The following is a 6,166-nucleotide window of genomic DNA, read 5'->3' as shown; positions in this document are numbered from 1 at the left end:
CGCAGCTCGACCAGCTCAAGCTGGATGACAAACAACAAGCCCTGGTCAAGACCGCCCAGGACGGCCAACGCAGCCTGCACGAGGCCATGCGCGCCTCCGGCGGCCAGCGCCACGACCTGCTCAAGGCGCAACTGGACAGCGGCAAGCTGGACCCGCGCGCGCTGATCGAGCAATCCGACAAGTCGCGCGACCAGTTCGGCGCGCAGGCCAAGCAAGTCCGCGACCAGTGGCTGGCCGTGTGGGACAGCCTGAACGACGGCCAGCGCACCCAGGTGACCCAGATGCTCAAGGACCGCCAGGCCAAGATGCAGGAACGTCACGCCAAGATGGAAGGCCGTCACGGCAAGGGTCCGGGCAACGCCCCGGGCGCGGTGCCCCCGCCGCCGCCGGCCGCTCCGGCCGCCAACTGAGGCTCGCGCCAGGCGGCGGGAGGATCCGCCGCCTGACGGCCGCCCAGCCCGGGCGGCGCCGCTCGACCCCGACCCGCCCGCGCGGGCCGGGGTCTTTCTTTTGTCCCGCGATCCATGACGGGGCGCCAGCCCCATTTTGATGCGCCGCCGCCTGCGCGCGCGGCGTGGCGCACCGCCTTGGTGCGCCCGATATGCCCGTTCAGCGCCGCGCCAGCCCGTTGAGACGCAATTGAAACCTGGCACGGACCTTGCTTGAAGGGGAGGGAGCCGGCATCCGCCGTTGCAGGACCGGCCCGATGGATGCGCCTTCGGCCTTCCTCCTCGTCAAATCCGATCAGGACATCGCACCATGAAGAAGACGTTGCTAGCCTTGCCCGTTGTGCTCGCCACTTGTCTCATCGCAACGGCGCAGGCCGAACCGACCGACCTGGGCGGCGGTTTCTCGCTCAGCGGCAATGCCACCATCGCGAGCGATTACCGCTTCCGCGGCTACTCGCAGACCGATTTCCGGCCGGCGGCCCAGCTGGGCATCGACCTGACCCACAGCTCCGGTTTCTACCTGGGCAACTGGAACTCCAACGTGTCCAATTTCGTCTTCACCGACGGCAACCTGGAAATGGACTTCTATGGCGGCTGGAAGGGCGACGTCGGCGGCGGCTTCACGCTCGATGCCGGCGTGCTGCACTACTACTATCCGGGCTCCAGCTCGCCCAAGGGCGGCAACTACAACAACACCGACCTGTACCTGGCCGCGACCTACGCCAACTACACCCTCAAGTATTCCTACACGCCCAGCGACTTCTTCAGCACGCCCGACAGCAAGGGCACCTGGTACCTGGACGGCACCGCCAACTTCGACCTGGGCGATGGCTGGGGCCTGGTGGGCCACCTCGGTTACCAGAAGCTCAAGAACCAGGTCAACATGGAAGGCGATTCCATCGGCCACTACGTCGACTACAAGGTCGGCGTGACCAAGGACCTGAAGGGCTGGGTGCTGGGCCTGGCGGCGGTGGGCGCCACCAAGGACAACTGGCTGCCGACCAAGTACGGCCATCCGTCAGGCCGCCTGGGGGCGGTGTTCTCGGTGTCGCGTTCGTTCTGATTCCCATCCGTGGCGGCGTCCTGACCGGCGCCGGCTTTGGGGGGGCTTGATGGAGACTGCCCGGCGGGCCGTCTCCGGCAAGTCCCCCTTTTTTTCGGGCGCGGGCGGGCCGCTGCCGAATCCTCTTACAATGCCGGGTTGCGTGAATTTTCTGGACTGCGTGAGATGTCTGACGTTTTGAGTATCGAATCCCTGGACCTGGAAGCCCGGGGCATCGCCCGCCGCGACGGCAAGGTCGTGTTCGTGGAAGGCGCCTTGCCGGGCGAGCGGGTCACCGCCACGACCGTGCGCCGCAAGCCGTCCTACGAAATCGCGCGGGTCGATCAGGTGCTGCGTCCGTCGTCGCAGCGCGTCGAGCCGCGTTGCCCCCATTTCGGCGTCTGTGGCGGCTGTGCCATGCAGCACCTGGAACCCAGCACCCAGGTGGCGATCAAGCAGCGCTCGCTCGAAGACACCTTCTGGCATGTCGGCAAGCTGCGTCCGGCGCGCGTGCTGGCGCCGCTGCACGGCCCGACCTGGGGCTACCGCTACCGCGCCCGCCTGTCGGTGCGCGTGGTGCCCAAGAAGGGCGGGGTGCTGGTGGGCTTTCACGAGCGCAAGAGCAGCTACGTGGCCGACATGCGCGAATGCCATGTGCTGCCGCGCCACGTCAGCGACCTGCTGATGCCGCTGCGCGCCATGATCGCGTCGATGTCCGCGCCCGACCGCCTGCCGCAGGTGGAGGTGTCGCTGGGCGACGGCGTGACCGCGCTGGTGCTGCGCCACCTGCTGCCGCTGACGGACAACGACATCGCCATCCTGCGCGCCTTCGCCGACAAGCACGGCGTGCAGTGGTGGCTGCAGCCCAAGGGCCCGGACACGGTCCACCCGCTGGTGCCCGAGCACCGCGACGCGCTGACCTACACCATGCCCGAGTTCGGCTTGCGCATGCCGTACCGGCCGACTGACTTCACCCAGGTCAACCACGCCATCAACCGCGCCATGGTGTCGCGCGCGCTCAAGCTGCTGGACGTGCAGCCGACCGACCGCGTCGCCGACCTGTTCTGTGGCCTGGGCAACTTCACGCTGCCGCTGGCCACGCAGGGCCGCGAGGCCGTGGGCGTCGAGGGCAGCAAGGCGCTGACCGACCGCGCCTACGAGGCCGCCGCGCGCCACGGGCTGGGCGACCGCACCCGCTTCGCCACGCTCAACCTGTTCGAGGTCGATGTCGAATGGCTGCGCGGCCTGGGTTTCTTCGACCGCATGCTGATCGACCCGCCGCGCGAAGGCGCGCACGCCGTCTCGCAGGCCCTGTCGCAATTGACGCCCGAGGAACGGCCGCGCCGCATCGTCTACGTGTCCTGTAATCCGGCCACGCTGGCGCGCGACGCCTCCATCCTGGTGCACGAGGGCGGCTACCTGCTCAAGAGCGCGGGCGTGATCAACATGTTCCCGCACACCGGGCATGTCGAATCGATCGCGGTGTTCGAGTCGCTGGACGCCGCCGGCGTGCTGGAAGTGCAGGAAAACGCCCGCCAGCGCGCGCTGCAGCAGGCCGCCGACGTCGCGGCCGCGCAAGCGGAGAAAGCCGCGGCGGCCGCCGAGAAGGCCGCGGCCAAGCAGGCGGCGACCGATGCCTATCATGCCCGGGTGGCCGCCGAGGCCGAGGCCGCGGCGCAAGGCCAGGCCTGACAAGACCAGGCGGGACGCGGCCGGGCAGGGACCTCGTCCGGCCTGGCGCAAAAAAAAGGGCAAGCCAGATGGCTTGCCCTTGTTCTTACTGGGACCGCCCCAGGTTTTCAAGGATGGGGCAGTCGGGCCGGTCGTCGCCATGGCAGTTGTGCGCCAGGTGCTTGAGCGTGGCCGCCATGTCGCGCAGGGCGCAGGCCTTGCGCTCCAGTTCGGCCACGTGTTCGAGCGCGATGCGCTTGACGTCGGCGCTGGCGCGGCTGCGGTCGCGCCACAGCGCCAGCAGCTCGTTCATCTGCTCCACCGAAAAGCCCAGGTCGCGCGCGCGCCGCACGAAGCGCAGCGTGTGCAGGTCGTGCTCGCTGTAGACGCGGTAGCCCGAGTCCTTGCGCAGCGCCGGGCCGATCAGGCCGATGCTTTCGTAGTAGCGGATCATCTTGGCCGAGATGCCCGATTCCTGTGCCGCTTGTCCGATGTTCATGTGGGTTCTCCTGGTGGGCCGGCGCGTCATTGCGCGGCGCGCGGGCGGAAGGTCTTCAGGCGCAGCGCGTTGCCCAGCACGAACACGCTGGACAGCGCCATGGCGCCGGCCGCGAAGATCGGCGACAGCGACAGGCCGTAGGCGGGGTACAGCGCGCCCGCCGCCAGCGGAATCAGCGCGGCGTTGTAGGCGAAGGCCCAGAACAGGTTCTGGCGGATGTTGGCCAGCGTGGCGCGGCTGAGCGCGATGGCGTTGGGCACGCCGTGCAGATCGTCGGCCATCAGCACCACCGAGGCGGCCTCGATGGCGACGTCGGTGCCGGTGCCGATGGCGATGCCGGTGTCGGCCGCGGCCAGCGCCGGCGCGTCGTTGATGCCGTCGCCGACGAAGGCCAGCTTGCGGCCGCCGGCGCGCAGCGCGGCGATGGCCTCGACCTTGCCGTCGGGCAGCACCTCGGCGCGCACTTCATCGATGCCCAGCTGGCGCGCCACGGCCTGCGCCGTGTGGCGGTTGTCGCCGGTGATCATGGCGGTCTTCAGGCCCTGCGCGTGCAGCGCCGCGATCGCGTCGACGGCCGACGGCTTGACCGGATCGGTCACCGCGATCATGGCGGCGGCCCGGCCGTCGATGGCGACGTAGATCGGCGTCTTGCCCTCGTTGCCCCATTGCTCGGCGCGCTGGCCGAAGGCGCTGACATCCACGCCGCGCTCGGCCATCAGGCGATCGGCGCCGGCCAGCACGCGCTTGCCGGCCACGCTGGCCTCGACCCCGGCGCCGGTGATGGCGGCGAAGCCTTCCGCCGGCAGCAGTTCGATCTGGCGTTCGGCCGCGGCCGCCACGATCGCCAGCGCGATCGGGTGCTCGGAACGCGCCTGCACCGACGCGACCCACTGCAGCACGTCCGCATCACGGAAGCCGGCGGCCGGTTCCAGTTCGGTCAGGGTCGGCTTGCCCAGCGTCAGCGTGCCGGTCTTGTCGAACGCCACCACCTGCACGTCGCGCAGCGTCTGCAGCGCGTCGCCCTGGCGGAACAGCACGCCCATGTCGGCGGCGCGGCCGGTGCCGACCATGATCGAGGTCGGCGTGGCCAGGCCCATGGCGCACGGGCAGGCGATGATCAGCACGGCCACGGCGTTGACCAGCGCATGCGACAGCGCCGGCGTCGGGCCGAGGAAGAACCAGGCCAGGAAGGTCAGGAGGGCCATGCCCATCACGGCCGGCACGAACCAGGCGGTGACCTGGTCGACCAGCGCCTGGATCGGCAGGCGCGCGCCCTGGGCCGCCTCGACCATGCGGATGATGCGCGCCAGCATGGTGTCGGCGCCGGTGTGGGTGACGCGCAGGGTGAAGCTGCCCGAGGTGTTGAGCGTGCCGCCGGTGGCCTGCATGCCGGGCTGCTTTTCGACCGGCACGGGTTCGCCCGTCAGCATCGATTCGTCGACGTACGAGCCGCCCTCGATGATCTCGCCGTCCAGCGGGATCTTTTCGCCGGGGCGCACCATCACGATGTCGCCCTTGCGCACCTGTTCGATGGCGATATCCTGCGGCTGGCCGTCGCGCATGACGCGCGCGGTGCGCGGCTGCAGGCCGATGAGGCGCTTGATGGCCGCGCCGGTCTTGCCCTTGGCGCGCGCTTCCAGCGTGCGGCCCAACAGGATCAGCGTGACGATCACCGCCGCCGCTTCGTAATAGACGTTGCGGGCCGCTTCCGGCAGCCACTCGGGCGCGAAGGTCGCCACCACCGAGTAGCCCCAGGCGGCGCCGGCGCCCAGCGCCACCAGCGAGTTCATTTCCGGCGCGCGGCGCCACAGCGCGGTCAGCCCCTTGCTGAAGAAGTGGCGGCCGGGCCACGCCAGCACGGCGGTGGTCAGCACGAATTGCAGCAGCCAGCTGTTCTGCTGGCCAATGGTCGCCATGACCCAGTGGTGCATGGCGGGAATCAGGTGCGATCCCATTTCCAGCGCGAACACCGGCAGCGTCAGCGCCAGCGCGGCGATGAAGGCGTGGCGCAGGCGCTGCGCCTCGGCGTCGCGCGCTTCGGATTGGCGCTCGGCATGGTCGTCCTGCGCGACGATGGGGCGGGCTTCGTAGCCCATCTTGACGACGGCCTCGACCAGGGCGTCGGGTTGGGCCGCGGCCGGGTCGTAGGCCACCAACGCGCGTTCGGTGGCCAGGTTGACCTGGGCCTGGGCCACGCCCGGTACACGGGTCAGGGCCTTTTCCACGCGCTTCACGCAGGACGCGCAGGTCATGCCTTCGATGGCAAGTTCGAGCTCGACGGAAGGGTTGGCAACGCTCATGGCAGTCTCGGTTGAGGTAGGAAGGCCCCAGTTTCATCCTTCCCATTGTGGGAAGGTCAAGGATTATTCTACGCTTGACCTTCCTATAATGGGAAGGTCTAAGCTGGGGTTGAGCTGGCACCGGAAGCGGTGCGGCAATCCCCCTGATCCCCACGGAGAACACCATGAGCATCGAATTCCAAGTCCTCGACATGACCTGCGGCCA

At 69.2% G+C, this 6,166-nt stretch carries 5 protein-coding genes; 3 read left to right on the top strand and 2 right to left on the bottom strand.

The window, feature by feature from the left end:
- From AOZ53_RS07890 to rlmD, 3 genes are all read left to right on the top strand, one after another.
- A partial coding sequence (locus AOZ53_RS07890; protein WP_082385566.1) for a hypothetical protein occupies positions 1-410 on the top strand: 410 nt, incomplete at its 5' end.
- A 349-nt stretch (positions 411-759) separates the two neighbouring features.
- Positions 760-1,512 (top strand): TorF family putative porin, encoded by a 753-nt coding sequence (locus AOZ53_RS07885; protein WP_054431360.1) that lies wholly within the window; start codon positions 760-762, stop codon positions 1,510-1,512.
- Between the two features lie 165 nt (positions 1,513-1,677).
- A complete protein-coding gene (rlmD, locus tag AOZ53_RS07880; protein ID WP_054431361.1) occupies positions 1,678-3,183 on the top strand; it encodes a 23S rRNA (uracil(1939)-C(5))-methyltransferase RlmD in 1,506 nt (501 codons plus the stop codon).
- An 85-nt stretch (positions 3,184-3,268) separates the two neighbouring features.
- On the opposite strand, the gene cueR is transcribed toward rlmD, so the two are convergent.
- Both cueR and AOZ53_RS07870 read right to left on the bottom strand, forming a co-directional pair.
- Entirely contained in the window at positions 3,269-3,661 is a 393-nt protein-coding gene (gene cueR / locus AOZ53_RS07875; RefSeq protein WP_020927477.1) for a Cu(I)-responsive transcriptional regulator, read from the bottom strand.
- A gap of 26 nt (positions 3,662-3,687) precedes the next feature.
- Entirely contained in the window at positions 3,688-5,961 is a 2,274-nt protein-coding gene (locus AOZ53_RS07870; protein ID WP_054487479.1) for a heavy metal translocating P-type ATPase, read from the bottom strand.
- Positions 5,962-6,166: the final 205 nt, after the last annotated feature.

The organism is Achromobacter sp. 2789STDY5608621 (assembly GCF_001299375.1).
Taxonomy (GTDB): Bacteria; Pseudomonadota; Gammaproteobacteria; order Burkholderiales; family Burkholderiaceae_B; genus Achromobacter; species Achromobacter insuavis.
This window is presented reverse-complemented; position numbering and strand designations above follow the sequence as displayed.

What these genes read in the sequence shown, in the direction of transcription:
- rlmD (WP_054431361.1), top strand. Translation starts at nt 1,678, where the DNA reads ATGTCTGACGTTTTGAGTATCGAATCCCTGGACCTGGAAGCCCGGGGC.
- AOZ53_RS07870 (WP_054487479.1), bottom strand. Translation starts at nt 5,961, where the DNA reads ATGAGCGTTGCCAACCCTTCCGTCGAGCTCGAACTTGCCATCGAAGGC.
- cueR (WP_020927477.1), bottom strand. Translation starts at nt 3,661, where the DNA reads ATGAACATCGGACAAGCGGCACAGGAATCGGGCATCTCGGCCAAGATG.
- AOZ53_RS07885 (WP_054431360.1), top strand. Translation starts at nt 760, where the DNA reads ATGAAGAAGACGTTGCTAGCCTTGCCCGTTGTGCTCGCCACTTGTCTC.